At 36.8% G+C, this 25732-nt stretch carries 26 protein-coding genes and 1 riboswitch; of the genes, 13 read left to right on the top strand and 13 right to left on the bottom strand.

The window, feature by feature from the left end:
- Positions 1–8: 8 nt before the first annotated feature.
- Positions 9–677 (bottom strand): ABC transporter permease subunit, encoded by a 669-nt coding sequence (locus ACZ5R4_RS08045; protein WP_054787274.1) that lies wholly within the window; start codon positions 675–677, stop codon positions 9–11.
- Positions 670–1695, bottom strand: a complete 1026-nt coding sequence (locus ACZ5R4_RS08040; protein WP_109985611.1) for a methionine ABC transporter ATP-binding protein — start codon at positions 1693–1695, stop codon at positions 670–672. Before ACZ5R4_RS08040 ends, ACZ5R4_RS08045 begins: the two co-directional genes overlap by 8 nt.
- A gap of 84 nt (positions 1696–1779) precedes the next feature.
- Positions 1780–1887: riboswitch (SAM riboswitch) on the bottom strand.
- A 205-nt stretch (positions 1888–2092) separates the two neighbouring features.
- Here ACZ5R4_RS08040 and ACZ5R4_RS08035 point away from each other — a divergent pair.
- Complete coding sequence (locus ACZ5R4_RS08035) at positions 2093–3643, top strand: PTS sugar transporter (protein ID WP_464368305.1); 1551 nt, start codon at positions 2093–2095, stop codon at positions 3641–3643.
- 69 nt (positions 3644–3712) lie between these two features.
- On the opposite strand, the gene ACZ5R4_RS08030 is transcribed toward ACZ5R4_RS08035, so the two are convergent.
- Together ACZ5R4_RS08030 and ACZ5R4_RS08025 are read right to left on the bottom strand one after the other, a co-directional pair.
- Positions 3713–5074 (bottom strand): PFL family protein, encoded by a 1362-nt coding sequence (locus ACZ5R4_RS08030; protein ID WP_109985609.1) that lies wholly within the window; start codon positions 5072–5074, stop codon positions 3713–3715.
- Between the two features lie 14 nt (positions 5075–5088).
- A complete protein-coding gene (locus ACZ5R4_RS08025; RefSeq protein WP_054861205.1) occupies positions 5089–5361 on the bottom strand; it encodes an ACT domain-containing protein in 273 nt (90 codons plus the stop codon).
- A gap of 119 nt (positions 5362–5480) precedes the next feature.
- On the opposite strand from ACZ5R4_RS08025, the gene ACZ5R4_RS08020 reads away from it, so the two are divergent.
- Complete coding sequence (locus ACZ5R4_RS08020) at positions 5481–6218, top strand: Cof-type HAD-IIB family hydrolase (protein ID WP_109985608.1); 738 nt, start codon at positions 5481–5483, stop codon at positions 6216–6218.
- Positions 6219–6445: 227 nt separating this feature from the next.
- A complete protein-coding gene (gene gndA / locus ACZ5R4_RS08015) occupies positions 6446–7867 on the top strand; it encodes an NADP-dependent phosphogluconate dehydrogenase (RefSeq protein ID WP_109985607.1) in 1422 nt (473 codons plus the stop codon).
- A 45-nt stretch (positions 7868–7912) separates the two neighbouring features.
- Here the strand turns inward: gndA and ACZ5R4_RS08010 are convergent, their stop codons facing one another.
- Both ACZ5R4_RS08010 and zwf read right to left on the bottom strand, forming a co-directional pair.
- Positions 7913–8536, bottom strand: coding sequence for a cyclase family protein (locus ACZ5R4_RS08010; protein WP_464368304.1), 624 nt, complete (start codon positions 8534–8536; stop codon positions 7913–7915).
- Positions 8537–8600: 64 nt separating this feature from the next.
- Entirely contained in the window at positions 8601–10085 is a 1485-nt protein-coding gene (zwf, locus tag ACZ5R4_RS08005; protein WP_054861207.1) for a glucose-6-phosphate dehydrogenase, read from the bottom strand.
- 248 nt (positions 10086–10333) lie between these two features.
- Here zwf and ACZ5R4_RS08000 point away from each other — a divergent pair, with 248 nt between their 5' ends.
- Positions 10334–11104, top strand: a complete 771-nt coding sequence (locus tag ACZ5R4_RS08000; protein ID WP_277678248.1) for a TIGR01457 family HAD-type hydrolase — start codon at positions 10334–10336, stop codon at positions 11102–11104.
- A gap of 113 nt (positions 11105–11217) precedes the next feature.
- On the opposite strand, the gene ACZ5R4_RS07995 is transcribed toward ACZ5R4_RS08000, so the two are convergent.
- The 4 genes from ACZ5R4_RS07995 to ACZ5R4_RS07980 form a co-directional block, all read right to left on the bottom strand.
- Positions 11218–12126: a DMT family transporter gene (locus ACZ5R4_RS07995; protein ID WP_464368303.1), complete on the bottom strand. Its 909-nt coding sequence runs from the start codon at positions 12124–12126 to the stop codon at positions 11218–11220.
- Between the two features lie 98 nt (positions 12127–12224).
- Entirely contained in the window at positions 12225–13265 is a 1041-nt protein-coding gene (locus ACZ5R4_RS07990) for an ABC transporter permease (RefSeq protein ID WP_464368302.1), read from the bottom strand.
- Positions 13243–14205: an ABC transporter ATP-binding protein gene (locus ACZ5R4_RS07985; protein ID WP_277678250.1), complete on the bottom strand. Its 963-nt coding sequence runs from the start codon at positions 14203–14205 to the stop codon at positions 13243–13245. The genes ACZ5R4_RS07990 and ACZ5R4_RS07985 overlap by 23 nt, the downstream gene beginning before the upstream one ends.
- A 2-nt stretch (positions 14206–14207) precedes the next feature.
- Positions 14208–15365, bottom strand: a complete 1158-nt coding sequence (locus tag ACZ5R4_RS07980) for a COG1470 family protein (RefSeq protein WP_277678251.1) — start codon at positions 15363–15365, stop codon at positions 14208–14210.
- A gap of 129 nt (positions 15366–15494) precedes the next feature.
- Here ACZ5R4_RS07980 and ACZ5R4_RS07975 point away from each other — a divergent pair, with 129 nt between their 5' ends.
- Together ACZ5R4_RS07975 and ACZ5R4_RS07970 are read left to right on the top strand one after the other, a co-directional pair.
- Complete coding sequence (locus ACZ5R4_RS07975) at positions 15495–16058, top strand: sigma-70 family RNA polymerase sigma factor (RefSeq protein ID WP_054787279.1); 564 nt, start codon at positions 15495–15497, stop codon at positions 16056–16058.
- Positions 16059–16772, top strand: a complete 714-nt coding sequence (locus tag ACZ5R4_RS07970) for an anti-sigma factor domain-containing protein (protein ID WP_464368301.1) — start codon at positions 16059–16061, stop codon at positions 16770–16772.
- 109 nt (positions 16773–16881) lie between these two features.
- On the opposite strand, the gene ACZ5R4_RS07965 is transcribed toward ACZ5R4_RS07970, so the two are convergent.
- Positions 16882–17112 (bottom strand): DUF2164 domain-containing protein, encoded by a 231-nt coding sequence (locus ACZ5R4_RS07965; protein ID WP_109985597.1) that lies wholly within the window; start codon positions 17110–17112, stop codon positions 16882–16884.
- Between the two features lie 66 nt (positions 17113–17178).
- Positions 17179–18186 (bottom strand): rod-share determining protein MreBH, encoded by a 1008-nt coding sequence (gene mreBH / locus ACZ5R4_RS07960; protein ID WP_109985596.1) that lies wholly within the window; start codon positions 18184–18186, stop codon positions 17179–17181.
- Positions 18187–18479: 293 nt separating this feature from the next.
- Here mreBH and ACZ5R4_RS07955 point away from each other — a divergent pair, with 293 nt between their 5' ends.
- The 5 genes from ACZ5R4_RS07955 (at position 18480) to ACZ5R4_RS07935 (ending at position 21981) form a co-directional block, all read left to right on the top strand.
- The gene (locus ACZ5R4_RS07955) at positions 18480–18854 is read left to right on the top strand and encodes a DnaJ family domain-containing protein (protein WP_277678252.1); all 375 of its coding nucleotides are present in this window, start codon (positions 18480–18482) and stop codon (positions 18852–18854) included.
- A gap of 114 nt (positions 18855–18968) precedes the next feature.
- Positions 18969–20294 (top strand): putative bifunctional diguanylate cyclase/phosphodiesterase, encoded by a 1326-nt coding sequence (locus tag ACZ5R4_RS07950; protein ID WP_181397671.1) that lies wholly within the window; start codon positions 18969–18971, stop codon positions 20292–20294.
- A gap of 72 nt (positions 20295–20366) precedes the next feature.
- Positions 20367–20834 carry a low molecular weight protein-tyrosine-phosphatase gene (locus ACZ5R4_RS07945; protein WP_054787283.1) on the top strand — a complete coding sequence of 156 codons (468 nt, stop codon included), beginning with the start codon at positions 20367–20369 and terminating at the stop codon, positions 20832–20834.
- Positions 20835–20863: 29 nt separating this feature from the next.
- Positions 20864–21139, top strand: a complete 276-nt coding sequence (locus ACZ5R4_RS07940; RefSeq protein WP_054787284.1) for a hypothetical protein — start codon at positions 20864–20866, stop codon at positions 21137–21139.
- The gene (locus ACZ5R4_RS07935) at positions 21136–21981 is read left to right on the top strand and encodes a YihY/virulence factor BrkB family protein (RefSeq protein ID WP_054861217.1); all 846 of its coding nucleotides are present in this window, start codon (positions 21136–21138) and stop codon (positions 21979–21981) included. The genes ACZ5R4_RS07940 and ACZ5R4_RS07935 overlap by 4 nt, the downstream gene beginning before the upstream one ends.
- A 21-nt stretch (positions 21982–22002) precedes the next feature.
- Here the strand turns inward: ACZ5R4_RS07935 and ACZ5R4_RS07930 are convergent, their stop codons facing one another.
- The gene (locus ACZ5R4_RS07930) at positions 22003–23922 is read right to left on the bottom strand and encodes a heavy metal translocating P-type ATPase (RefSeq protein ID WP_464368474.1); all 1920 of its coding nucleotides are present in this window, start codon (positions 23920–23922) and stop codon (positions 22003–22005) included.
- Positions 23923–24181: 259 nt separating this feature from the next.
- Here ACZ5R4_RS07930 and ACZ5R4_RS07925 point away from each other — a divergent pair, with 259 nt between their 5' ends.
- Both ACZ5R4_RS07925 and ACZ5R4_RS07920 read left to right on the top strand, forming a co-directional pair.
- Positions 24182–25042, top strand: coding sequence for a transporter substrate-binding domain-containing protein (locus ACZ5R4_RS07925; protein ID WP_054861532.1), 861 nt, complete (start codon positions 24182–24184; stop codon positions 25040–25042).
- Between the two features lie 14 nt (positions 25043–25056).
- Positions 25057–25722, top strand: a complete 666-nt coding sequence (locus ACZ5R4_RS07920) for an amino acid ABC transporter permease (RefSeq protein WP_109985592.1) — start codon at positions 25057–25059, stop codon at positions 25720–25722.
- Positions 25723–25732 lie beyond the last annotated feature (10 nt).

Here is a 25732-nt window from a genome sequence, read left to right as displayed (position 1 = left end):
TCTAAATTTTATCTTTTATCTACCGCTTTGGATAGTAAATCCCCAATTAATTGAAAAACAAACACAATAGCGATAACAAATATGGTACATATAAGGACTACATCGAAATCTCTTCTTAAGAAACCTTTCATATAGGCAAGATCCCCAAGTCCACCTGCACCAATTATACCAGCCATTGCTGTATAGCCGATTAAGGAAATAGCTGTTACCGTAATACCTGATATAAGAGCAGGCATTGATTCCGGTAAAAGCACCTTAAAAATGATGGTGTGAGGTTTTGCCCCCATTGATTTTGCTGCTTCGATAACACCTTTGTCTACTTCTTTTAATCCTATCTCTACCAGTCGTGCATAAAAGGGAGCCGCTCCAATAATTAATGCAGGGAGTGCAGCCTTCCATCCTCGAATCGTACCTATTAGAAAATCAGTGAAAGGAAATAAGAGTAGGATCAAGATAATAAATGGTATGGCTCGAAACACATTGACAACCGTTGCAGTGACAAAGTTAATAAAGCGATTTTGCCAAAGGTTTCCTCTATCTGTTAAAAACAGCAATAGCCCAAGTATAATTCCGAGAATGAGAGTTCCAGCTACGGAGATGAGTGTCATGTATAAGGTTTCTTCTGTTGCTGTCCATAAATCCTCCATGTTTACATTTGGAAATAATTCTTTAAGCATGACGTAACACCTCAACTTCCACACCAGAGGTTTCAATAAATTGAATAGTTTTGGATAGAATATCTTTCTCTCCGTTTAATTCAATATACAATGTTCCATAGGCACCTTCTCTAGTTGGGGCAATAGAGCCTTGTAGAATATTAATTTCTACATCAAATTTTCTAACGATTTCTGTAATGAGGGCCCTTTTAGCATCATTACCAATAAAGTGTAGCTTGATTACTTCACTATTGTCATGATTGGTTATGAAGTTTTGCAATTTATCTTGTTCATGCTCTAATGGATTTAATTGCTGAACAAATCGCTTTGTAGTAGCTGACTTCGGACGAACAAAAACATCCAATACGTCTCCCGTTTCGACAACTTCTCCACTCTCCATAACAGCGACTCGATTACATATTTTTTGAATGACATGCATCTCGTGTGTGATCAAAATAATAGTAAGACCTAGTTTCTGATTAATGGACACAAGTAATTCGAGAATATCATCGGTTGTTTCAGGATCTAATGCAGAAGTAGCTTCATCACAAAGCAATACCTCTGGATCATTGGCAAGTGCACGGGCAATGCCAACTCTTTGTTTCTGACCACCACTTAGTTGTGCAGGATAGGAATTTTCTTTTCCAGATAATCCTACTAGATGAATTAATTCAGTTACCTTTTCAGATCTCTTGGCTTTTGGTACACCTGCTATCTCTAGTGGAAATGCAATATTATCAAATACGGTTCTAGACCAAAGGAGGTTAAAATGCTGGAAGATCATACCGATCTTTTGACGTTTTTTCCGCAGCTGAGCTTGAGACATATTCGTTATATCAAGCTCTTGTATTGAAACAGTACCATTTGTTGGTTCCTCTAATCGATTAATCAATCGGATAAAGGTACTTTTTCCAGCACCACTATAGCCAATTACACCAAATATTTCTCCTTTTTCTATGTTTAATGAAACATTATTGACAGCTTGCACTTGTTGTTTATTTGTCTGATATAGCTTTGATAAGTTTTCAATCTTAATCAATCAGCCCACTCCTTTCTCTGGGGTAGAAAAACAAAAAATCCTTTCTGTACAAGAGGACAGAAAGGATGTATGCTCCGCTTAGTCCTCTTATCTTTCAAAGCGAACTTGCTTTGATGGAATTAGCACCTATCAGAATCATCTGACGGTTGCTGGGTTTCATAGGGCCAGTCCCTCCACCTCTCTTGATAAGAGTATTACTTTTATTATAAAGGTAATCATAGCATGACAAATAAGTGAAGTCAATAAGTCTACTAATTGTTGTAATCATCGGACTTTTCAGAAAATTCAACTCTAGTACTTTGAATAATTTTTACTCTTTTACTCTACTATAGTAGCGTATTAGACAATTTTCGACTATAATAGACAATTGGTAGATTAAATGAAAAGAGGTTAAGAGATGAAACATATCGCAATAATTGGTAGTAGTGGTGGGAACCTCTATAACCTTGGTGGAAAAAAACCAGCTAAGCTACTAGAAGAAATTAGAGTTCAAGCAAACAGTGCAGGAATGAAGCTTCACGCTGTCCAGTTCGTTGGTGCTGAAGAAAGCATGGACTCTGCAAAACAAGACACAAAGGCGTCTTTATGGCAACTTGATGAAAGTGGAACATTTACTCAAAGTGAAAGAGCTAATCTTAGTGTCGTAAATGAAGAAGCGCGATTATTGGATCAGAAAATTGCCGATTTAATAGAAGAAGAGCAAATAGATGGATTAATTGTAATGAGTGGTGATCCAAATGATACGAATCAACACGTCATTCGTGCTGCCGCTAAGAAACAAGTACCAGTAGTAGGAACTGGTGGTACTTCTATGGCAACTATTGCCACCTTGGGTGCTAGAGTAATAGCAACCTCTGGTACCACTGGAACAACCAATCGAACGAGGGCTGTTTCGTTTATTACTTCTTTAAGTAAAGAATTTCAACTGTCGTATCGCCCGATTTTAGGAAGCAATCCATCCAATCAAATATCAAATGGGCTCGGATGGCGAAATATCAATATTCGTGGGATCATGATGTCGGCATTACCAGGTTTTATCGCCATGGCTCTTATATTGGCATTAAGTAAAATACCAGCACTTTCTGGTTTAAGTGAGGTGTTCGATCTATTAATTGGTGCACTTCCTGTTGTTATTGCCGTTATTGCCGCAAAGCAGGTTTCAGAATTAGATGAAGTGTCTATTGTTGCAGGTGTTATTGCAGGAGTATTGTCGGTTGGTGGCGGGATTATTGGTGGAATGATCGCTGGTATTCTTGCAGGGGTCATGGTGCGTATACTCTTCCGAAAATTTGTTGAATGGCGCTTTCCAATGACAACAGTCAACATTGCTGCAGGTGGAATTGCTGGTTTATTCTCTGGATTATTAGTTTATTATTTTATTGCACCAATTGCTTTATTTATAGGTGATGGAATAAAACAGTTAATTGAGCTTGCGGTAGATTTTAATCCGATTCTCGCTGGTACCATTGCGGGAGTGTTAATTTGGCCAGCCATTATTGGTGGGGTCTATCATGCTGCCATCTTGCCGATTGTATTGCTAGAAATGGAGCGTACGGGGAACAGCTTTTTAGGTGCTGTTGATATGGTGGGATTAGTAATGGTAGCTGCTGGTATTAACTTAGCGAATATTATTCGACCACGTGATAAAGGAGAGGCAGCAGTTGCCGTTCCAGGCTTTCTAATCAATCTTGGCTTTGGAACCTTTGTTGAATCAGCCTACCCATTTATGTTTTCGAGCAAATGGATTTTCGCTGGAGCTCTTCTATCTGGGGGGATAGGTGGTGCATTAGTTGGCTTTTTTGAGGTTCGTGGAACAGCCTATGTTCCTACCTTTACGGCACCATTGCTTGCCAATCACTCTCTTGGCTTCATCATTGCAATGCTTGTACCATGTCTAGTAGCATTTTTTGTTACATTAATTGTAAATCAGATAAAACGAGCGAAATAATGCTAGAAGAAGTCTATGATAGCTGCATTGCTTTTATAGACTTCTTTTAACATTAGTATCTCTGGAGCCTTAATTGGTAAGGGATTGAATTGGTGCAGGTATCCTTCCACCACGCTGAATAATTTTCTCAGAACTAAAAGAACTAACTCCGATTATCGGTGCTCGACCAAGTAGTCCGCCAAATTCGACCGATTCGCCTTGTTTTTTGCCGATCACTGGAATAACACGTACAGCTGTTGTTTTTCGATTGATCATGCCTATTGCAGCTTCATCCGCTATGATGGCAGCAATGGTTTCTTCGCTAGCTGATCCATCTAGTGCAATCATGTCTAATCCAACAGAGCAGACACATGTCATCGCTTCAAGCTTTGATAATTCAAGAGCACCATCCTCAATACCACGAATCATTCCATTATCTTCACTTACTGGTATAAAAGCGCCACTTAAACCACCAACGTAGGAGCTGGCCATCGCCCCACCTTTTTTGACCGCATCGTTCATGAGTGCTAATGCGGCAATGGTTCCATGTGTACCGACACGTTCTAAACCAATCTCTTCTAGTATTTCCGCAACACTGTCATTCATAGCATTGGTTGGTGCAAGCGACAAGTCCATTATACCAAATGGGACGTTTAGTCTTTGTGCTACTACACGCCCAATTAATTCACCTGCCCTTGTAATCTTAAATGCCGTATTTTTGATCACATCAGCTATTTCTCCCAAATCGGCATTTGGGAATTTTTTTAATGCATTTAATACAACACCAGGACCACTTACTCCAACACTTAACACTACTTCCCCTTCACCCGTGCCGTGAAAGGCTCCTGCCATAAATGGATTATCCTCAACCGGATTACAAAAAACAACTAGTTTGGCACAACCAATACTATTATGATCTTTCGTTAGCTCCGCTGTTCGCTTTATAATCGATCCCATGCTTGCTACAGCATCCATGTTTATTCCTGTTTTCGTTGTAGCAACAGAAATAGAAGCACATACTCTTTCTGTGAAGCTTAGTGCCTCTGGGAGTGCAGAAAGTAGGGCTTGATCTCCCTTGGTTATCCCTTTATGTACCAATGCAGAAAATCCACCAATGAAATCCACATCTAAACATTTAGCTGCGTCATCTAATATTTTGGCTAATTCTATTACTTGTTGCTTTGATGCATTTCCTAGTAATTCTGCGACAGGTGAGATCGCAATTCGTTTGTTGATAATTGGCACCCCATATTCCTCCGCGACTTGGTCAGCAGTTGTTTGAAGCTCCTTTGCATAGTGCGTAATTTTTTTATAAACATTCTCTTTTAATTTATCAAAATCTGAATCCATACAATCCCGTAAGCTAATCCCCATTGTAACCGTTCGAATATCTAAATGTTCCATTTCTACCATTCGTATTGTTTCTTGTATCTCTGTGAATCCTATTGGCATAATTGATTTCCTCCTTAAACACGATGCATTGCTTGAAAAACATCTTCAAGTTGAATGTTAATATTCAGTCCAAGTTCCTTTTCAACAGGTTCGAATTTTTGTTTTAAATGATTAATATTACTACTGTCTTGAATATCTATAATCATAATCATTGTGAAAAAATCCTGCAAAATCGTCTGACTTATGTCAGAAATATTTATATGATTATCTGCTAATACATTAGTAACTTTAGCTATAATTCCTACTTTATCCTTACCTACAACACTTACTACTGCTCGTTTTTTCAATTTTATCACCTCTATTTCGTTAGTATGCTCATTATAACACGGAATATCGATATCGCATTTTTGCTAAAACCATTATTTTCGCATAAAATATAGGGGTATTAAGAATTGGAGGGCTTCTGATGAAGGAAATTAAAATGATTGCATTAGACATGGATGGCACGCTTTTAAATAATCAGCACCAAGTCTCCGACGTAAATAAAACTGCAATAAAAAGAGCCCAAGATAATGGGGTAGAGGTGATTATCTCAACAGGTCGTCACTATCAAACAAGCTCTATTATTGCAAAAGAATTAGGTTTACATTATTTGATTACGGTGAATGGTAGTGAGATTTGGACAATGCATGGTGACTTAATTGCAAGACAAACATTGGATCCAAGTATTGTTATGAAGCTTGTAAAGCTTAGAGAGGAGCATCAAACATGGGCTTGGCTTGCTTCTGTTGATAAAATTTGGCGGGGAGAGACTCCTGAGGATATTGAAGCACATGAATGGCTGAAATTTGGCTTTGACACAGACGCCCCAGAAATAAAGGAAAAAATTAACCAAACATTGTCAGAATGGGAGGATGTCGAGGTAAGTAATTCTAGTCTAACCAATATTGAAGTCAATGCAGTCGGAGTGAATAAAGCAGCGGCAATTGAAAAGGTTTGTGAAAGAATTGGTATCACCATGGATCAGGTGATGACGGCTGGTGATAGTTTGAATGATATAAAAATGATAGAATTAGCTGGATTAGGCATCGCGATGGGAAATGCTCAGGAACCTGTAAAAAAAGCAGCTGATTGGGTAACCGCTTCTAATGATGAGGACGGAGTAGCCCTTGCTATTGAAAAGTGGGTATTATCATCGACTTAACAGTAAAGTATTTTCGTGTAGTGCTGGATCCTGAAATATTTGCTAGAAATGATAGAAATTTCTGAAAATAGGTAGCTATTACTTGCAGTGAACCATTTGATGTAATAACTTAATATATGGAGTGAATTTTTATACTGGACTTACGCATTGTTCCATTTCGTGCTAAAATAGAGGATATGGAATAATACATAAGTAGTGATAAATTAACAAAAGGAGCGATTAGGAGAATGGCAAAACAACAATTTGGTGTGATAGGTCTTGCTGTTATGGGGAAAAACCTTGCCTTAAACGTAGAGAGCAGAGGTTATTCTGTAGCAGTTTTTAATAGAACTTATCAAAAAACAGAAGACTTCTTGAACAATGAAGCAAAAGGGAAGAATTTCGTTGGAGCAAAAACGATTGAAGAATTTGTTGATTCCTTAGAGAAGCCGCGTAAGATTATGTTAATGGTACAAGCAGGGCCAGCTACTGATGCGACGATTGCTTCCCTACGGCCATTACTTGATAAAGGTGATATTTTAATCGATGGTGGGAATACGTTCTTTAAAGATACCATGCGTCGTAATGCTGAGCTTGATGAATCTGGAATCCACTTTATTGGAACAGGTGTATCAGGTGGGGAAGAAGGAGCACTCAAAGGCCCTTCCATCATGCCTGGTGGACAAAAAGAAGCATATGATTTAGTTGCACCAATTTTCGAAGCAATTTCTGCTAAAGTAAATGGCGACCCTTGTGTAACTTATATCGGACCGAATGGTGCTGGACACTATGTCAAGATGGTTCACAATGGTATAGAATATGGAGATATGCAACTTATTTGTGAAGCATATTTTATTATGAAACACGTGCTAGGTCTAGGTGCTGAGGAGCTTCATGAAGTATTTAAAGAATGGAACAAAGGTGAACTAGATAGCTATTTAATCGAGATAACAACAGATATCTTTAAGAAAAAGGATGCTGAAACAGGAAAACCAATGGTGGACGTGATCCTAGATACTGCTGGTCAAAAAGGTACGGGAAAATGGACAAGTCAAAGCGCACTAGATCTAGGGGTACCATTACCGGTTATTACAGAATCTGTATTCGCGCGTTTTATTTCAGCAATGAAAGAAGAGCGTGTGGCAGCGAGCAAGGTATTACAAGGGCCATCTGCAGCGGACAAGCCGTATGAAGGAGATAAGGATGAACTAATTGAAGCGATTCGTAAAGCCCTTTATATGAGTAAAATTGTTTCCTATGCACAAGGTTTTGCTCAAATGAGAGCAGCATCTGAGGAAAATGATTGGAATCTACGTTATGGAGATATATCCATGATCTTCCGTGGAGGATGTATTATTCGTGCACAATTCCTACAAAAAATTAAAGATGCATACGATCGTGAGCCAGGTCTTGCTAATCTCTTACTAGATCCTTACTTCAAAGAAATTGTAGAAGGCTATCAAGAATCATTGCGTAAAGTATTATCGATCGCAATGGAGCGTGGAATTCCAGTTCCTGGCTTTGCAAGTGCCTTAGCTTATTATGATAGCTATCGTACAGAAACATTGCCTGCTAACCTTTTACAAGCACAACGTGATTACTTTGGCGCACACACATACCAACGTGTGGACAAAGAAGGAATCTTCCATACAGAGTGGTTAGAGGACTAATAATAAAATCCCTCTTGCATATATGCGAGAGGGATTTTGTTATTATCATAGACCTTCTTCGAATAATAGCACTCTAGCTGGGGCTGCTTCTGTATCAATTAATTTTAATGGTGCAGCGACCATCAAATATTCTCCAGGTGTGACTTCAGCAAGACGTAGACCTTCCATAATAATAATCTCTTCTGTGAAAAGCTTGCGATGAGTTGGGTTCCCTTCTTGACTACGTTCGATTCCTAATGTATCTATTCCTACACCCGCGACCTGCTTTTGAATGAGGTAGTCAGCGCCGTCTTCTTTTAAATAAATAAAGTCGAAATCAAACTCGTTCTTCGCAAAGGAGGAATTTTTTGTTTTCAATAAAAGAAAATCATCTTCACAAATAGAATGCGCTTCCAAATCTGTGCGACTTATTCCATCTTTAGCATTCGTTAAATCTAATACCTTTACCTTTCTAATTAATTTTTCTAATGAGATCGATTCAAATGTATCCCCGTCGTTCAACATATGAAGGGGTGCATCAATATGGGTTCCGCTATGAAGGTTTAATTCCATTGTTGTACTTGTAACATAACCGGAGGTATTTCGGTCAAAATGTGGTTTAATTGCTTGAATATTTTCCCATACTTGCATTTCTGGATGAATCGTCATTGAAATATCATAGAATTTCACTTTTAATCTCTCCTTTTTAGATAAGAAAGAGCAACCTAAAACGATTGCTCTTCTTCTTGTTCTACTATTTTTCAGGTGTAATGTTCCACCATTTAAAACCGTCTTTCGCTAATAACTCATCAGCTTCCTTCGGTCCATTTGTTCCTGATTCATAATTTGGAAAGTCTGCTTTTTTCTTGGACCAAGCATTTGCGATAATATCAATAAATTTCCAAGAAAGAGCAACCTCATCCCAGTGTGTGAAATTAGTGGAATCACCGCGCATACAATCATGTAACAGAATTTCATATGCTTCTGGAGTATTCATCTTGTCACCAGAATTATTGTCATAACTTAATGTGATTGGAGTAGAGGCAGCACTATAGTCACCTTTCTTCGCATTAACATGCAATGTGATCCCTTCATGTGGTTGGACATGGATAACGAGTAAGTTAGACTTCGTTTCATGTTCTTTTCCATAATAGAGGTTCATCGGTAAATCTTTAAATTCGACTACAATTTCAGTGGATTTTTTCTCCATACGCTTACCTGTACGAATATAGAATGGAACTCCAGCCCAGCGGAAGTTATCAATCATGAGTTTTGCTGCTACGAACGTATCTGTATTTGATTCAGGGTCCACACCATTTCCTTCGCGGTATGCGGGTAATTCCTCACCATTTACCATTCCACGGCCATATTGACCACGGACAATATATTGGTCAAGATTGTCTTCTTCAAAGAAGCGCAATGCACGCAACACTTTTACTTTCTCACTACGAATTTCTTCAGGTGTTAGCTTAATTGGTGGATCCATAGCGATCAATGCGAGCATTTGCAACATATGATTTTGCATCATGTCTTTTAAGGCACCAGCACTATCATAATAGCGTCCACGCTCTTCAACACCTAGAATCTCACTTGACGTAATTTGAATATTTGAAATATATTGATTATTCCAGAGTGGCTCAAATAATGCATTGGCAAATCGAATTACTTCAATGTTTTGGACCATTTCTTTTCCTAAGTAATGGTCAATACGATAGATTTGATCCTCAGTAAAAGCTTCACGAATTTGGTTATTTAATTTTTCGGCAGACTCATAGTCATGACCAAATGGTTTTTCGATAACAAGTCTAGTCCAACCTTTTGTTGTTGTTAAACCTTCTGACTTTAAGTTTGCAGCAAGTGTACCAAAGAAATTAGGTGCCATCGAAAAGTAGAATAGACGATTTCCGTCAGTTTCATGCTTCTCATCAAGCTGATTGATAAGGTTCTCTAACTCTGCATAATGCTCAAGGTCTTGAATATCGAAAGGGTTATAATGAAAATGGCTAGCAAATTCATCTGGATCAATACTTGGATCATTTAACCCGTTTATAGATTCTTTTACATTATTTCGGAAGTCTTCATTCGTTAGTGGTCGTCTTGCAACACCAATTACGGCAAAGTTCTTTGATAATTTTCCATTACGATAGAGTCGATAGATGGAAGGATAGAGTTTTCTATTTGCAAGATCACCTGTTGCACCAAATATAACAATAACTGCTTTTGGGTTATTCGTTGTCATTAACTTAAACTACCTTTCTTCATTTAATTATTAATAAGCGAGTTATACGCATATGTGTCACGATATGCTATAATCAAAATGTTTCTTAAAAAATAGGAATGCATAATGGCTTTTATTTCATTTGCTAATTATACATGATAACATATAAATTGGTAAAATGACGTGATTGTCATAAATATATACTATCACTTATTAAAAAAATGACAAAACAAAATACATAGAATTTTCAAAAAATTCAGGAGGATATGATGAAAAATTACCAAGGATTTCTAATTGATTTAGATGGAACAGTGTATAAAGGTACAGAAAAAATCATAGAGGCTATAGAGTTTGTGAAAGAATTAGAACGAAAGGGGCTCCCCTATCTATTTCTAACAAATAATTCTACCAAGCATCCAAAGGATGTTTCAGAAAAATTAGTTAATATGGGCGTCCCAAGTACAGCTAAACATGTCTTTACGACAAGTATGGCGACAGCAACCTATATAAAGGAACAAAAAGCGAATGCAAAAGTCTATGCAATCGGTGAAGAAGGACTCTATATGGCGCTTAAGGAATGTGGGCTTGAGCTCGTAGAAGAAGATGCAGATTTTGTCGTAATGGGACTGGATCGAAATATAAATTATGAAAAGCTAACAAAAGGGGCACTAAATATTCGCAAGGGCGCAAAATTTGTCGCAACAAATGGTGATGTAGCATTACCAACAGAAAGAGGCTTCTTACCTGGTGCTGGTTCCCTTATTTCTGTTCTATCTGTTACTACAGGAATACAACCAACATTTATAGGTAAGCCTGAATCAATCATTGTGGACCAAGCTCTAGAAGTACTTGGCACAAAGAAGGAAGAAACACTTATGGTTGGTGACAATTATGCTACAGATATATTAGCAGGAATGAATGCTGGCATTGATTCTGTACTAGTGCATACAGGTGTGACAACGAAAAAAGATTTAGAAACAATAGAAGCAAAGCCAACCTATTCAATAGATAGCTTAGCAGAGTGGACGTTTGGTGAATAACTAATACTATGTTTAAGAAAGAGCCAAGTAGAGGATTTCTTCTATCCTTTGCTTGGCTCTTTTTTTGTACGTACAGTTTAACAAGAATAATTTCTTACTAATCTCAGTCTAAGTTAGGATTCTATTTCCGTAGTACTTTTGTTTTTCTTTTTCCCCATCCGATTTGTAATCATGACCCCGATGATGACGAATAATCCTCCTAAAATTTGAACGAAGGAGATTTGCTCCTTTAAAAAGATGACAGCACCAATCATGGTAAATACAGGAATTAAATTAAGAAAAATAGAAGCCCTTGATGGACCAAGCTCTTGTACTCCTTTGTTGTATGCCATCAATGCGATAAGTGATGGAAATATACCGAGATATAAGGTTCCACCTATGATCGCCCAAGACCAATTAATTTGTTGGATCTCCTCCCACTCGATCGGGAGTAATGGAATAAAGAGGATAATAGCAATGACAGACATAACGAGTAATGCACCATATGTTGGGAATTTCCAAGTGTGTTGCTTAATGAAAATAGAATAAACGGACCAACTTACCATTGCTAGTAGCATAATTAAATCTCCAATATTTATTTGGAGATTGGTAATGACCTCTAATGATCCCTTCGTGATAACAAAAAATACGCCAAATAAAGAAATAAATACACCGAATAGCTGTTTTGCTGTAAAGCGATCGCCAAATAATATAAATGCCAAAAGAAGCGTGAAAATAGGTGTAGATGCTTCTACAATTCCAGCATTAATTGTAGTAGTGTAATTTAATGCTAAATAGACAAAAATATTAAATAATACGAGACCTGTCACAGAAAGTGCTAAAATAGCTTTCCATTCCTTTTTCCAAAGGGCACGGTTGTTCTTCCATTCTTTGTATCCAAGAGGAAATATAACGAATGCTGCAATAATGTAGCGGAAGAAAGATAGTGTAATTGGTGGAATCTCTGCGGTTACTGGCTTTCCGATAATTAGATTACCAGCATAGAAGATAGCAGCCAGAATTAATAATAAATATGCCTTCATCTAATCACCTCCAATTTACCCATCATAACATGTTTATTCGAAAGTGAAAAACAAAAAACCAGTAAGCTCTGATGCAAACTGGTTTTGAGAATCACTCGTTATTTGGATCTAATTTCTTGTCTCATAAAGAGTAAATAGGATAGGGCAAAACATACAAGAGTTGCAGCAATGAGTCCAGTTAATTGAGGCCAAATTAATAAAAGACTTTGGCTCAAAGGAAGCGGACCTGCTATGGCACCTGTCGTTTGCTCAACTGTTAAAGGACCTAGGCTTCGAACAGATGGTGACATGAGTGTCGTTGTCGATTCTGTAAAAAGGTAGTTTGGAGAAATTCTCATTAAATTGAGCACCAGTCCTTGTTTACTTATTGCGTCTGATGTGCTTGCGATATTCTCAGGATTGAGAATCGACTTTGATAATAGCTCTACTAGCATTGAATAGAATAGACTAAAAAAAATCCATATTGCAATCGATGCTAATGCGGATGTAGCAGCTTGCTTGAATCGAACGGAAAACAGGATACCTAAATTAAGCCAGAAGGCAATATAGGCAATACACAAAATTAAGAAACAAATAATTCGTAAGAATTCTTCTAATGTAGGTGGAATACCTAAAATTAGAATACCGAAGGACATTACTAAAAAGCCTAATGCAAAGAACAACAGAGCATTTATAAGTAATGCTGCCGCAAATTTCCCATTCAAAACAAAATCCCTAGGTATAGGTTGTGCCATTAATCTACTTAAGGTCCCTTTATTACGTTCTGAATTAATGGCATCAAACCCAAGAGCAACACCAAGTAATGGTCCTAAAAAACCTACAAATGTAATAAAAGAAGGTAAGGTTCCATCAGAGATGGTAAAAAGCTTTAAAAATAGAAAAGCACTTCTTGCCACTTCTTTTGTTTCCTCAGCTGCGGCATCTAAGGCATCCTGAATATTTGTAATAGCAGTGTAGAGTGAACCGATACAAGTAAAGGTAATAATAAGGAGCAAAATAATTATTCTCCAGCTCGTAATATAATCTGTAAATTCCTTTCGAACGATCGCCTGGAATGCGGTCATATGACTACTTTTTTCTCTGTTCGGGATGGTAAACCATTTTTGTATGTTCCCTTTAAGAGTTTGGAGCCTCTCCACGACTATCACCTCCTTCAAAATATCGATGATAAATTTCGTCGAGGCCATAATTTTTCTTTTGTATTTGTGTTAAGGATATATTGTTCTGAACGATGATTTTCGCTATATCTGCAGATATATCATGATCCACATAAATTTCTAATTTATCTAAAGCTTGTTCAATACGATTGACACCCCTTAATGTCCGGATTTTTTCGATTAATTCAGAATCAATAGGTTCTGCTTTGACATAGATGATGAATAAATCTTCAAAAAATAATTGTTTAGCTAATTCCTCCATATTTCCTTCTGCTAAAAGCTTCCCTTTGACAAAGATGCCAACACGATCGCAAATTTGCTGTACCTGATGTAATTGATGGGAAGAAAGTAGTACAGTAATTCCATCTTCTTTATTCAATTGTTGTATTAATTTCAGTATTTCTCTAACACCTTCAGGGTCAATACCGAGGGTTGGTTCATCTAAAATAATGACTTCAGGATCTTTCATTAAGACATCCGCAAGCCCTAATCGTTGACGCATACCCCGAGAATATTTTCCTGCTTTTTTGTTTGTTGCATCTGTTAGTCCGACCCTTTGTAATAGATAGTTAGCACGTTCTTCTGCAAGTTTGCGTGACAAGCCGTTTAAGCTCGCGGTATAGAGGAGGTTTTCAAATCCAGTCATATGCTCGTAAAAGCCAAGGTCATCTGGCAAATATCCTACTCTACGCTTCACTTCAATTGGATTGGATGTAGAGTTAATTCCACAAACATGAACGGACCCAGTTGTTGGCTCACTTAATCCAAGCATCATTAAGATGGAAGTGGATTTTCCTGCTCCATTGGGTCCTAATAATCCAAAGATCTCACCTTTTTTTATCGCTAAGGAGAGGTGATCAACTGCATATTGTTCGTCATATTGCTTGGAGATTTCGTCTAGTGTAATGATCGGTGATGACATAATTATCTCCTCCCAAATTTTCTAAATATAAAGTAAAGTCCACCTATCACGATGAGAATGATAAGAATAGCTACAATGCCCCATAATGTAGAGGTTTCGACTGCTACACGAAAACTTGCATCCGAGGAAGCTTCAGCAGTTTCCGCTGTGAAGGTGGTTACATAATCCCCTGCAATGGCTTCATCCGGTGCGGTTAGTGTTGCTTTTATTGTTTTGGTTTCTCCTGCTTTTAATGAAGCAATTTTGTCTGAATTGAATTCTGATTCCCAATTAGGCGGAGTGGAAGCTTTTACGGAAATATCAGATAAGGTAGCAGTACCAGTATTTTCGATTACTAAATCCACAGTACGGGAATTTCCTGCTGTAACATCTGTGCTTAAATTTCCTTCTGGAGTACTTATTTTCAATTCGTACGAACCTGTTATAACGGCTTCTAACGTTGTTTCTGCAGAGGTAGAGCTATTAGCTGCTTTTATTGGGATGGAGTAGGTATCTGCTTTTACATTTGTCGGTGGTGTTACTTCCACTGTAATATCCTTTGATGCATTTGGTTCTAGTGCTACTGAAGTTACTGCTTTTCCATCTGCTTTAAATTGTACACCCCAGCCTTCTTTTGTTCCTGCACTCAAAGCATAGGTTTGTTCTTCAGCAGTACGATTTTTTAAGCTCACTGTATAAGAAAAGGTAGCATCAGCATGCCCCTCCATATTTGGCTGTTCCGATGTTAATTCAGTCGCAGAGGTACCTTCCTCCGATACCGTTGTAATAAAAGGTAATTCTGCATAATCATCGCCTTCACCATCTGCAATAAGCGTAAATTGATAATCCGCCTTTTTAATTTCTAATGGAACGGTTACATCGAATTGGATACTTTGCTCACCATTTTCGCGTACAGATAATTGACTAATATCATTTCCACCAGCAGTAATTGTGTAGTTCCAACCTTTCGGGAGTCCTTCTACATCAAAGGTCATATTCGATATCGAACTACTTTTGTTAAGCACAGTGACGTCATAGCTTAATGTTTCTCCTGGTGTGACGGATAAGCCTGTATAAGGTGTGTAAAGAGAGATTCCACCTGCTGCTTCTACTTTTCCAATAAATAAAATAGGAAATAATAACAACACGGAACATATTAAAGATATAATTTTTTTATACATGGTTAGATCCTCCTTAAAATGATTTTTCAGTGAGTGATACGTGGAAATTACGTAGTTGGATTTGTTTTTTTGAAAAAAATTTGTACAATGTAAATAAATTGTTGATGAACTCTTAGAGGGGGGATCATGTTGGAAGAAGATCATTTGTTATTAAAACGAATGGCAGATGGACAAAAACAAGCATTTGATAGCTTCTACGAAAAATATCATATCTACATTTTTCAAATTGCTTATAAGGTTGTGAGTAATCGTAGTGAGGCGGAAGATATTTGCCACGATGTTTTTCTCGAGATTTATCAAAAAGCGATACAATACAATCCCGAACGAGGAAGTGTAAAAGCATGGATAGGAGTGAAGACAAGGTCAAGAGCAATAGATCGTTTGCGGAAAAAATCAGGTCTGTTAACAAATAAGCTCGAAGATATCCTGATGAATGCTTCTCCTTCTGCAGATCAATATGTAATAGAAAGAATGGAAAAGGAGCTACTCGTTAATGCGATGAGCCGTCTTCCAAAGGAGCAACAACAAGCAATCTATCATATGTATTTTGAGCATTTTACCCAAAAGGAGATTGCATTTAGGTTTAACCGACCACTCGGTTCTGTTAAATCATCTATTCGTTATGGACTCCAAAATTTACGGAAGCAAAAATCATTACTACGTTGGTATGGTTCTAGTGGAGGTGACAAATAAATGAGCAGTAACCATTTGAAGGAAGAAAAAATCATCGACCTGCTTGATGGTAATGTTTCAGAAGAAGAAAAATTTGAAATTCAAAACCATATAAATACATGCCCAGAATGCCAAGGAGTATATAAATTTTGGCAAAATACGATGGAAAGTATGACAGATGTTTTTCCTTCTCCTTCACTAAAGGAGAAATTAGATGAATCGATCGAAAAGAAAAAAAGTCATCGTTTCATTTCATTTAAACCAATAATTCTCACCGCTAGTCTAGCAATTGTGGCTTTTCTGTTCTGGGGATTAAATGATATTGTTTACCAAAGTAATACGGTTCAACCGGAATATGAAATTTATCAAAATAATGAAATCAATGAGGAAAGTTTATTTACCAATAGTCCACATGTAGAAGTACAACAGCTTGTTTCGTTTTCCAATACTAGTAATATTGACGGTGCTTTATGGGTCAATAAAGAAACACAGGAGATGTTACTTAAAGTAAAGGGGCTAGAGGGCTTGGAGCAAAATGATTATCAGCTTTGGATCGTTGACCAGGATAATCATGCTGAAGGTGAATTATTAATGGTAGATACGAATGGTGAGGCAAAAGTATTATATCGTTTAAATGACTTATCGGAATATAAGCATATAAAAGCAAGTGTAGAACCATTGGGAGGCAGTAAAACTCCTACAGGTCCAGAAACATTCTTTGTCGATTTTGATTAGGTGAAGGAATGGATAAAGAAAGGAACCGAACTACTTAGAGCTTTTTCTTAAGGCTCTAAATATAGTTCGGTTTTTCTAGGCTCAAGGACATAACCCTACTGATGGAAAATTACCTTTTTTCTATTTCAAATAAATCGTCTAGTTTATTACTTACATAAGTATGGGAATCTCTTACCCCTAAATTATAAAAGGTTGGAGCTATTTCCCTCATAAAAAAATCTAGAAGAAATCCTGCCTGTAAATTTCCTAATTCCTCGTTATGTTCTCTTAAGTAGTAATCTTGAATGAGAGTAATAAATTCATTTCTTTCTTCATGACTCAATGTAAAGGGGGATTTCATGTTAATGACTCCTCTCATTAGGTAATGATTTCCTATAGCCTATCAACACGAGCTGTCTTTAGCAAGTTATTTCGCAGCTTTTTGCAATTTTTGAATCATTTTTAGCGATCTACCTGTACCAATTGCTACGGATTCTAACGGGTTTGGAGCAAGATGTACGGGAACATTGATTACTTTAGAAAGCCATTTTTCCATCCCTTGTAGTAATGCTCCCCCTCCAGTCAGTGTAATCCCTTGGTCTACTATATCTCCACTTAGCTCTGGTGGACAATTTTCTAATGTGTCTCGAATGGAGTTTAGAATAGCCTCTAATACTTCTTTTATCGCGTATTGTACTTCGGTAGATTTAATTTCAATCACTTTAGGTAACCCTGTTACAAGGTCTCGTCCACGAACGTCCATTGTTTTTTCATCATGTTCAATGAGGGCATGTCCGATTTCTATTTTAATCTTTTCTGCTGTGCTTTCCCCAATAAGGACATTGAAATGTCTTTTTATATACTGGATAATCTCTTCATCGATGTGATCCCCGCCAATTCGAACAGATCTACTTGCAACAACACCACCGAAAGAAATAATCCCTACCTCGCTTGTTCCGCCGCCAATATCGACAATCATACTTGCTTGAGGCTCTGCCACAGGAAGATCTGCACCGATAGCAGCTGCGATCGGTTCTTCTATTAGATGAACTTCTTTCGCTCCATAGCTTTTAATAGCATTATCAATAGCGCGTCGTTCTACAGCCGTACTACCTGATGGCGTACAAACGACAACGGTAGGCTTTCGCATAGAGATTCCAGCTTTTTTACTGACTTTCTTTAACATAGCTGTTAACATTTGAGTAGTGGAATCAAAGTCTGCAATCACGCCATTTCTTAATGGGCGAATTGGAATAATATGTTTTGGAGTCTTCCCAATCATACTTTTCGCTTCATTTCCGACAGCAACGACATTATTTGTCTTTGTATCTAGTGCCACAACGGCAGGTTCATTTAATATAATTCCTTTGGTTTTGGTATAAATTAATATATTTGCGGTTCCTAGGTCAATACCAATTTCTGTATTTGCAAACATTACGTACCCTCCATTAATTCTATATCATAAATCTCTACCTTTATAATTGTTCTATTTTTCATAGGAAATTATGACCGTATTATGGATGGAAGTTTTTGTTAATGCAAAAAAACTAACTTTAGTGTGAAATTTTAAAAGCGAAAAATTCATTATAATAAAACTTCTGTTGATAATCTAGTATAATAAAGGTAGTTAATAGCATCAGACGTGTGGATAAGATTCCTGTCTAGTCGAATGATAAAATAGATGAGTGAATAGAAGCGTGCCTAAAAAAATAATCTAGGATGATTAATATGGATGTATTTGCACAATTAGCGGAGGAAAGGATAAAAAAAGCTATAGAGGAAGGGGAATTTGATCAACTAAAAGGGAGAGGGAAGCCATTAAAGCAAGATGATTTATCACACGTTCCAGAGGATTTGCGGATGGGATACCGTCTGTTAAAGAATAGTGGTTTTCTTCCAGAGGAATTACAAATAAACAAAGAATTAGTAACATTAAGAGATTTGATCAAGTCATGTGATAGCGAATCAGAAAAAAAACGTCTGGAGAAAAAACTTACAGAAAAAGAGCTACGACTAAGGATGCTTATCGAAAAACGCGGTATAAAAAAATCACCTGTGTATAGGCAATATCGTCACAAATTAGATCGTTTATCACAGCGTTAGTTCGTCCTTAGAGATGAAGGAACCTCAAAATTTGTGATATCTAAAGATAACCCTGTCTATGCATATGTCCCAATTGGCATGACAATAATATTTAGAAAATTAAAGGTGACGATAATGTTTCAAACGTTTATAGATCAAATATTAAATAAAACATCACAGCGGAATGAGAGAATAAATCGAATTAGCGAAATGCCGTTCGACAATCGTTATAGATGGATAGAAGATCTCGAAGAGTCGATGAAGTTAGATGCTCAAAGACCAAAGTCGATTCTTTTCTTTGATATAGATCGATTTAAAAATGTGAATGATATTGCAGGCCGACAGATAGGAGATCAGGTAATTGAACTAGTCGAAGACAGGATTAATGAACATCTTCCAGAAACTTGTAATTTGTATCATCTTTTTGGTGATCAATTTTTGGTGTCAATTGACAACACAGTCAGTCAGAGCTTCTCGCTTGCAAACCAGCTCATGAAAGCTATTCAACGACCAATTTTTGCGGAGAATCATGAATTCTACCTTACCGCAACGATCGGCATTAGTCATATTCAAGAGTCTGATATAAAGCCTTCTGAACATATCCATCAAGCAAGGTTCGCAGTAAGGCATGGAAAAACAAAAGGTGGAAATCAAGTAAATGAATATAAAAGCTTTATGGGAGCAATATATAATGAGTTAATCTCACTGGAATCCGATATCATAAAAGCAGTACAATTCAATGAGTTCTATCTTGTCTATCAGCCTAAGGTAGATGTTAAGACAAATAAAATGATCGGACTAGAAGCCTTATTAAGGTGGAAACATCATCAATTAGGAGAAATTTCACCATCTAGATTTATTCCGATAGCAGAGAAAATCGGTATGATCCATTCTATTGGAGAATGGGTATTAAGAGCAGTTTGTCAACAATACCTGGAATGGAAGCGTATTGGTGTTCCACCAATTTTGATTGCCATTAATGTATCTGCACTCGAGTTACAGCAACCTTGCTTTTATCATCGAGTAATCCGTATTATAGAGCAGATGGGGATGGATCCAAAGTATCTGGAGATGGAAATAACAGAAAATAGCTTTATACATAACCCAGAAGAATGTATTGAAACAATGGAAAAGTTAAGAAGTATAGGAATTTCTTTATCGATTGATGACTTTGGTACCGGCTATTCCTCGATAGGGTATTTAAAAAAATTCCCGATAGATTATCTAAAAATTGACCAATCCTTTTTGAAGGATGTATGTACGGATTCTGGAAGTGCCGAAATTATTAAATCAATGATTCATCTTGGTCATACCTTTGGTTTAAAAGTAGTAGCGGAAGGGGTAGAAGGAGAACATGCATTAAGTTTTATTCGTAATGTAGCGTGTGATTACTATCAAGGCTATTTCTATAGTCAGCCACTAGAAGCAGACAAGGTGATGGATAAGCTGCTAACAAGTTAAATCAATAACTTTTCTAGAAAATAGAGTTTTTCTAAAATATTAGGATTAACAAATTAGAATAGGTGGTATTATATGATTAATGTTTTATTTATTTGTTTAGGGAATATTTGTCGTTCGCCAATGGCAGAAGCGGTCTTTCGTCAAATAGCCAAGGAAGATGGAATGGAGAAACGCTTCTTTATTGATTCTGCTGGAATGGGGAATTGGCATATTGGAAAGCCGCCACATCAAGGGACTAGAGCTAAGCTAGATCAAATGAAAATTACATATGAAGGACAAAAAGCGAGACAAATAAATCCAAAGGATCTGGAGAATTTTGATTATATTATTGCAATGGATCAGCAAAATATCAATGATTTAGCAGAACTGGGTAAAAATTCAGAAAAAGTAGTAATCAAAAAGCTGATGGATTTCGTTGAAAATGCTAAGGAAGAAAATGTGCCGGATCCATATTTCACCAAGAATTTTGACTATACGTATGAACTTGTAAAAGAAGGCTGTGAATCATTGTATGCTTATATAAAAAGGAAGCATCTATGAGATAAATGAGAATAAGAGGTGGATAAATTATGGGAAAACAAAAGCTTGTCAAAGGAATTATTTTTGGGGCAGTGATTGGAGGATTAGTATCCTTAGGGGATCGAGATACGAGAAGGTATGTTCGTTCTAAATGTCAGGTGACCAAACAAAGGGCCCAATTCTATATCAAAAATCCTTCCGATTTAGTCCGTGAGCTTAATCAATTTTATCAAAAAGGCTCCGAGCAATTATCAACAGGTTTGTCTCAAGCCCTGGAGATTTTAAATCAGCTACAAGAAATGACGAGAAAGATCGATAAAAAATGAGTCTGAACAATAGGGCGGGCTCCTCTATTCTTGCTAATGGTAAGCAATTACTCCATGAGATTATTGATGATGATGTTCCGGGGCTTGGGGCTCAGCTCGCCTATTTTCTTTTGTTATCATTATTTCCTTTTATGATTTTTTTAGTAACACTAATCGGATATCTACCGTTTGATGATATTAGTGTCACAAATCTTATTTCTAAATACGCACCTGAAGAAATTATGACACTTATCAATAACAATCTAACACAAATCATGAATAGTCGTAATGGAAGCTTGTTGTCGATTGGTATTATTGGGACATTATGGTCTGCGTCGAATGGAATTAATGCCTTGATTCGTTCATTTAATCGTGCTTACGATATTGAGGAAGAGCGCCCTTTTTTCATCACTCGTTCAATTGCGATTTTTCTTACGATTGTAATGCTTTTAGTTATTTTGGTCGCCTTTATTCTACCAATCTTTGGGCGGGCGATTGGTGTTTATATTTTCTCCTTTATGGGATTATCCGATGATTTCATAAATCTGTGGAATACGCTAAGGTGGGTAATCTCCTCTGTTATTTTTTTTATTGTTTTAATCGTTCTTTATCGTTTAGCTCCTAGTAAAAAGGTATACTTTAAGCATATATATGTTGGAGCAATTTTTGCTACGGTAGGTTGGCAGTTAACCTCTCTAGCCTTTTCGTATTATGTTTCTACATTAGGTAATTATTCTGCAACCTATGGAAGTCTTGGTGGTGTTATCATTTTAATGATTTGGTTTTATTTATCTGGAATTATCATTATAATAGGCTGTGAAATTAATGCATTTTATGAAAAGAAACGGATGTCTAAAAGCTAGGCATCCATTTTTTCATTTCTGTTATTGCTTATTCTTCTTCAATAATCGTAGTCCATTTAGAATAACAAGTATGGTACTGCCTTCGTGACCAATGACACCTAATGGCAAATTAATTGCCTGAAGGAAATTGGAGGCAATGAGTGTAAGGATAACTGCAATGGAAAAGAGAATATTTTGTTTAATAATTCGATTCATTTTTTTGGATAGTTTAATAGAATCTACTATTTTAGGTAGGCTGTTTTTTACCAGAACCATATCTGCTGTTTCTAATGCCACATCCGTTCCAGCCCCCATAGCAACACCTAAGTTAGCAGTAGCAAGTGCAGGAGCATCATTAATTCCATCTCCGATCATCGCTATCTTGAAACCACTATTTTTCTCTTGTTTAATTGCATCTACCTTATCCTCTGGTAAACAATTAGCCCTAAAATCATGAATATCAATTTCTTTTGCTATTTCTTGTGCTGTTTGCTCATTATCTCCTGTTAACATGATGGTTTTGATTCCTAATTGCTTTAATTCATTTACTGCGTCCATAGCCTCTTGTCTTAGCTTATCCTGAAGAACGAATAATCCAAGAATTTCTTCATTTCTTTTTACAAAAATGACTGTTTTCCCCAACCATCTGTCACTTGAAATATCATGTTTTTGGACAAATTGCTCCACACTAGCATCACCCACAAGTCGCGTATTCCCTATTAGCCAATGCACATCACCTACTTTAGCTTGAATTCCTTTTCCATCAAGATGAGTGATATCTTCTATTTCTATCGCTTTGATCTCCGTTTGCTCTTCACACCAATTAGAAATAGCGTGTGCAAGTGGATGATTGGAATACCTTTCGACCGAATAAATGATTTCGATAAGACGTTGGTCAATATGTTCGAAAAATGTATTTGTTACGACAGGTTTCCCTTCTGTTAAGGTTCCTGTTTTATCAAAGGCAATTGCGTCGATCTCCCCTAATGTCTCCAAATGCGCCCCGCCTTTAAACAAAACACCATTTCTTGCACTACTAGAGATAGCGGACAAAGTCGCAGGCATAATAGATGCAACTAGTGCACATGGAGATGCTACTACAAGTAAAATCATAGCTCGATAGATCGTATCATTCCAAGACCAGTCTAATAAAAAATGAGGGATAACCATCATCATCGCAACCATCCCAAGGACTACTTTCACATAACTGTTTTCAAAACGTTCAATAAATGCCTGAGAGCGTGATCTTTCCGCTTGCGCTTGTTGTACTAACTGAATGATTTTTTGAAATAAAGTTTGCGATGGAAGGGTATGAATACGAACAGTTATATTACCATTTAGGTTGATTGTACTTGCAAAGACGGCTTCTTCTTTTGATTTGGTAACAGGAAGTGATTCTCCTGTAAGGGCACTTTCATCAACCGATGTATGTCCTTTAACAATTAAACCATCTGTTGGAATTCGTTCTCCTGCCTTTATTAAGATGTGGTCACCTATTTTTAAATTAGCGACAGGTACTTTTTGTACTTTATTATTTAATAATAGGTTCGCAGTCTCAGGTTGCAAGTCCATTAATGCCTTTAATTCATGACTACTTTTGTTTTCGGTATAGGTTTCTAGTGCACCAGATAGAGCAAAAATAAAAATTAAAATGGCCCCTTCTGTCCAATGACCAATCGAAGCAGAGCCGATTGCAGCTAACACCATTAAAAGTTCTACATTCAGTTTCTTTTCTTTTATCGTTTCGATTATTCCTTCTTTGGCCTTGGCATATCCACCAACGATAAATGCGGTAAGTAAGAGAATAATGGATGGTGTTTCGGAAGGTGTTTCATGAAAAATCCATGCAAGCAATATTAGAAGACCACTAGTGAGAGCCATGATTAGCTCAAGGTGTGTTTTTAATTTTTTGCTAATGACAGAAAAAGAAAAAGGAATACCAATAGAATTTTCAAAAAACATCTTAATATAACTCATCATTTTGCCTCCTAACGAGAATGAAATTCATTCTTATTATTTATAATTATTATAAATTAATAATTAATATAATTATAAATTAATTATGACAAAAGTCAATAGGTTCATTCCTTAACTTGTGATTAATGTGTAACAGTTAATTTTTGGTGATAAATACAGTGAATTAAAATGTTGAAATATAAAGCATAAACTGTTATCTTTTAAATTAAGAAAAATATATAACAACTTAAAGGGGTGGCGAAAAATGAAGAGATTTTATTTGTTTATTGCTATTTTAGTAATGATGGTTCTTTCTGCCTGCGGAACAGGTAATCAAAAAGAGGAGGCTTCAGCAACGAAAGAGGATGCTGTCTGGAGTGGGATCGAAAAAAGAGGTAAAATTATTGCTGGGACATCTGGTACATTAGTTGGAGCTTCTACATATGAGGAAGGTACAGACAAATTAACAGGATATGACGTAGAGCTGATGCGCGAGATAGGTAAGCGATTAGGGCTTGATGTTAAGTTTGAAATCATGGGAATTGACAGTATGCTACCGGCTATCCAAAGTGGAAGAATAGACGTTGCTGTAAATGATATTGAGATAACAGACAAACGAAAAAAACAATTTGCATTTTCTAATCCATATAAGTATTCCTACACGACAATGGTTGTTCGTAAAGAAGATAATTCTGGAATAAATAGCTTAGAGGATTTAGAAGGAAAGCGTGCTGGTGGTGGAGCAACAACAATTTTTAGTCAAATTGCGGAGCATTTTGGTGCAGAGGTTGTCACCTATGGGAATGCACCAAACGAGGCATATTTAAGAGATGTGCACAATGGGAATACAGACGTGATTGTCAATGACTATTATTTATCAAAATTTGGTGTAGCGGCATTCCCAGAGTTTGATATAACCCTTCATCCAGATTTGAAATTTCATCCAACAGAACAAGCTGTGGTAATGGATAAAGAAGCAACGGTATTACAAACAAAAATAAACGAAGCATTGCAAGAGATGCGTGAAGATGGTACATTATCTGAATTAGCAATAAAATTTTATCAAGAGGATGCCTCTAAAAAACCTGAAGGTGAAATTGAGGAGATTGAAGGTCTTGATCTATAAGGTGTGAAATATAAATGCAAGATTTTTTTGATGTCAAACTAGCATTAGAAAATTTACCATTTATTTTAGGCGGGCTCCCGATGACTATTGCTGTCTCATTCGTAGCAATGGGATTAGGGCTCGTGCTAGGGCTATTTATTTCCTTAGCTAGAAGCTCAGAATATCTTATATTGCGTTATCCGGCTAGAGTCTATATTTCTTTTATGCGCGGAACACCAATTCTAGTGTTTTTGTTTATTTTATATTATGGATTACCAATGGTTGATTTAAATTTATCGGCATATCTAGCTGCAGTTTTAGGGTTTGGCCTTAATAGTGCTGCATATATTGCTGAGGTAATTCGTTCTTCCTTAAACAGCGTACCAAAAGGACAGTGGGAATCGGCAAAGGCTCTTGGATTTAATTATTGGCAAACATTAATGAAAATTATATTACCACAAGGAACGAGAATTGCAATGCCGCCGTTGACTAATGTTTTTTTAGATTTAGTAAAGGCAACCTCTCTGGCTGCAGTTATTACAGTGCCTGAACTTTTCCAAAAGGCGCAAATTGCAGGTGGTCGTACATTTGATTCCTTAACGATGTATATATTAGTTGCCCTTATATATTGGCCGCTTTGTATTATCATTGCCTATTTTCAAGAAAAAATGGAAGAGCGTTTTAGTAGATATGTGAAATAGAGGGACAAAT

Source organism: Gracilibacillus sp. JCM 18860 (genome assembly GCF_055395245.1).
The sequence above is the reverse complement of the archived record's forward strand: the minus strand, read 5'-3'. Positions and strand labels throughout refer to the sequence as shown.

Coding starts and splice junctions, on each gene's coding strand:
- ACZ5R4_RS07930 (WP_464368474.1), bottom strand. CDS start 23,922: ATGTTTTTTGAAAATTCTATTGGTATTCCTTTTTCTTTTTCTGTCATT.
- gndA (WP_109985607.1), top strand. CDS start 6,446: ATGGCAAAACAACAATTTGGTGTGATAGGTCTTGCTGTTATGGGGAAA.
- ACZ5R4_RS07940 (WP_054787284.1), top strand. CDS start 20,864: ATGGGAAAACAAAAGCTTGTCAAAGGAATTATTTTTGGGGCAGTGATT.
- ACZ5R4_RS07935 (WP_054861217.1), top strand. CDS start 21,136: ATGAGTCTGAACAATAGGGCGGGCTCCTCTATTCTTGCTAATGGTAAG.
- ACZ5R4_RS08000 (WP_277678248.1), top strand. CDS start 10,334: ATGAAAAATTACCAAGGATTTCTAATTGATTTAGATGGAACAGTGTAT.
- ACZ5R4_RS07945 (WP_054787283.1), top strand. CDS start 20,367: ATGATTAATGTTTTATTTATTTGTTTAGGGAATATTTGTCGTTCGCCA.
- ACZ5R4_RS07970 (WP_464368301.1), top strand. CDS start 16,059: ATGAGCAGTAACCATTTGAAGGAAGAAAAAATCATCGACCTGCTTGAT.
- ACZ5R4_RS07995 (WP_464368303.1), bottom strand. CDS start 12,126: ATGAAGGCATATTTATTATTAATTCTGGCTGCTATCTTCTATGCTGGT.
- mreBH (WP_109985596.1), bottom strand. CDS start 18,186: ATGTTTGCAAATACAGAAATTGGTATTGACCTAGGAACCGCAAATATA.
- ACZ5R4_RS07980 (WP_277678251.1), bottom strand. CDS start 15,365: ATGTATAAAAAAATTATATCTTTAATATGTTCCGTGTTGTTATTATTT.
- ACZ5R4_RS08030 (WP_109985609.1), bottom strand. CDS start 5,074: ATGCCAATAGGATTCACAGAGATACAAGAAACAATACGAATGGTAGAA.
- ACZ5R4_RS07955 (WP_277678252.1), top strand. CDS start 18,480: ATGGATGTATTTGCACAATTAGCGGAGGAAAGGATAAAAAAAGCTATA.
- ACZ5R4_RS08035 (WP_464368305.1), top strand. CDS start 2,093: ATGAAACATATCGCAATAATTGGTAGTAGTGGTGGGAACCTCTATAAC.
- ACZ5R4_RS08020 (WP_109985608.1), top strand. CDS start 5,481: ATGAAGGAAATTAAAATGATTGCATTAGACATGGATGGCACGCTTTTA.
- ACZ5R4_RS07925 (WP_054861532.1), top strand. CDS start 24,182: ATGAAGAGATTTTATTTGTTTATTGCTATTTTAGTAATGATGGTTCTT.
- ACZ5R4_RS07920 (WP_109985592.1), top strand. CDS start 25,057: ATGCAAGATTTTTTTGATGTCAAACTAGCATTAGAAAATTTACCATTT.
- ACZ5R4_RS08045 (WP_054787274.1), bottom strand. CDS start 677: ATGCTTAAAGAATTATTTCCAAATGTAAACATGGAGGATTTATGGACA.
- ACZ5R4_RS07985 (WP_277678250.1), bottom strand. CDS start 14,205: ATGTCATCACCGATCATTACACTAGACGAAATCTCCAAGCAATATGAC.
- ACZ5R4_RS07950 (WP_181397671.1), top strand. CDS start 18,969: ATGTTTCAAACGTTTATAGATCAAATATTAAATAAAACATCACAGCGG.
- ACZ5R4_RS07965 (WP_109985597.1), bottom strand. CDS start 17,112: ATGAAATCCCCCTTTACATTGAGTCATGAAGAAAGAAATGAATTTATT.
- zwf (WP_054861207.1), bottom strand. CDS start 10,085: ATGACAACGAATAACCCAAAAGCAGTTATTGTTATATTTGGTGCAACA.